Raw genomic sequence first — 2,500 nt, forward strand, 5'->3', positions numbered from 1 at the left:
CCCGTAAACGCAAAAGCCCGCCATGAGGCGGGTTTTTGGGTATTGTGTGTTTGATCATGGAAGGATTGGTTGCGGGGGCAGGATTTGAACCTGCGGCCTTCAGGTTATGAGCCTGACGAGCTACCGGGCTGCTCCACCCCGCGCCATGGCAAATCCATTGGATCTGCTTGAGTATTATAACACGAAAGGCCGCTTGTTAGCGGCCTTTTGACGGCGTTTGCCGTTGATTGTTTTGAGAAGATTGGTTTTGTTGGCGCATGCATCTTTCCGAAGCCTTAAGGCTCCGGGAGCATGCGTTAAGTTGCGCTTTGCAGACCTGGCAGCGACCTACTCTCCCGCGTCTTAAGACGAAGTACCATGGGCGCAGGGGCGTTTCACGGCCGTGTTCGGAAAGGGAACGGGTGCAGCCACCCCGCCATAACCACCAGGTCGGCAAAGCGCAACTTTATGTTTTGAGAAGCTGGCAGGCGTTAGCCTGTTTTCTTTTTTTGAACACGTCTTCGATCTTTTCCACCCGAGGGCGCTTGTGGCACCCATACAGGCCAGAGGCCGTCGCGCTCGGTAGCGCGGGCCGTCCGCAGCGCCATTGGCGCGTCAGGACAAAGGTCAAGCATCATCGAACTTTGTTCGATGAGCACAGTCAATGAGAACGATCAAGCCAATCGAGCTATTAGTACCGGTAAGCTTCATGCGTTGCCGCACTTCCACACCCGGCCTATCAACGTGGTCGTCTTCCACGGCTCTGATAGGGAATACTCGTTTTCAGGTGGGTTTCCCGCTTAGATGCCTTCAGCGGTTATCCCGTCCATATGTAGCTACCCTGCTATGCCCTTGGCAGGACAACAGGTCCACCAGAGATATGTCCATCCCGGTCCTCTCGTACTAGGGACAGATCCTGTCAATATTCCTACACCCACGGCAGATAGGGACCGAACTGTCTCACGACGTTCTGAACCCAGCTCACGTACCGCTTTAATTGGCGAACAGCCAAACCCTTGGGACCTGCTCCAGCCCCAGGATGCGATGAGCCGACATCGAGGTGCCAAACAACCCCGTCGATATGGACTCTTGGGGGTCATCAGCCTGTTATCCCCGGCGTACCTTTTATCCGTTGAGCGATGGCCCTTCCACGCGGGACCACCGGATCACTATGACCGACTTTCGTCTCTGCTCGACTTGTCAGTCTCGCAGTCAGGCGGGCTTATGCCATTGCACTCGACGACCGATTTCCGACCGGTCTGAGCCCACCATCGCGCGCCTCCGTTACTCTTTCGGAGGCGACCGCCCCAGTCAAACTACCCACCATACACTGTCCCGGACCCGGATAACGGGCCGCGGTTAGACATCCATGACGATAAGGGTGGTATTTCAAGGATGGCTCCACGGAAACTGGCGTCCCCGCTTCAAAGCCTACCACCTATCCTACACATGCCGACACGAATGCCAGTGTAAAGCTATAGTAAAGGTGCACGGGGTCTTTCCGTCTGACCGCAGGAACCCCGCATCTTCACGGGGAATTCAATTTCACTGAGTCTATGTTGGAGACAGCGGGGAAGTCGTTACGCCATTCGTGCAGGTCGGAACTTACCCGACAAGGAATTTCGCTACCTTAGGACCGTTATAGTTACGGCCGCCGTTTACTGGGGCTTCGATTCAAAGCTTGCACCTCTCCTCTTAACCTTCCAGCACCGGGCAGGCGTCAGACCCTATACGTCGTCTTGCGACTTCGCAGAGCCCTGTGTTTTTGATAAACAGTCGCTACCCCCTGGTCTGTGCCACCCCATCATACTTGCGTAGAATGGGGTCACGCTTCTTCCGAAGTTACGCGTGCAATTTGCCGAGTTCCTTCAACATAGTTCTCTCAAGCGCCTTGGTATACTCTACCTGACCACCTGTGTCGGTTTCGGGTACGGTCTATACGGTGGAGCTATTTCCTGGAACCGCTCCGCTGCCCATCCAATCCAATTAGAATGAACAACTTGTGCAATCCGTCACTACCACCAGGCCCACGAATATTAACGTGGTTCCCATCGACTACGCATTTCTGCCTCGCCTTAGGGGCCGGCTAACCCTGCTCAGATTAACTTTAAGCAGGAACCCTTGGTCTTTCGGCGAGAGGGTCTCTCACCCTCTTTATCGTTACTCATGTCAACATTCGCACTTCCGATACCTCCAGGAGCCCTCACGGGTCTCCCTTCATCAGCTTACGGAACGCTCCGCTACCACGTGTATTGCTACACATCCTCAGCTTCGGTGCATGGCTTCAGCCCCGTTACATTTTCGGCGCAAAGACCCTTATTTAGACCAGTGAGCTGTTACGCTTTCTTTAAATGATGGCTGCTTCTAAGCCAACATCCTGGTTGTTTTGGGATCCTCACATCCTTTCCCACTTAGCCATGACTTGGGGACCTTAGCTGGAGGTTAGGGTTGTTGCCCTTTTCACGACGGACGTTAGCACCCGCCGTGTGTCTGCCGAGTAGTACTCCCCGGTATTCGGAGT

1 tRNA gene and 2 rRNA genes (1 of these 3 cut by a window edge) are annotated in these 2,500 nt (G+C 54.5%); all 3 read right to left on the reverse strand.

Going from position 1 to position 2,500, the window contains the following annotated elements:
• Nucleotides 1–66 precede the first annotated feature (66 nt).
• Nucleotides 67–143: transfer RNA gene (locus tag HJB89_RS32980), tRNA-Met, on the reverse strand.
• A gap of 171 nt (nt 144–314) precedes the next feature.
• Nucleotides 315–429: ribosomal RNA gene (gene rrf / locus HJB89_RS32985) — 5S ribosomal RNA — on the reverse strand.
• 220 nt (nt 430–649) lie between these two features.
• Nucleotides 650–2,500 (reverse strand): 23S ribosomal RNA (locus tag HJB89_RS32990); it runs 1,029 nt beyond the window's last position.

Origin of the sequence: Rhizobium sp. NZLR8 (genome assembly GCF_019685025.1) — a bacterium.
Classification (GTDB): domain Bacteria; phylum Pseudomonadota; class Alphaproteobacteria; order Rhizobiales; family Rhizobiaceae; genus Rhizobium.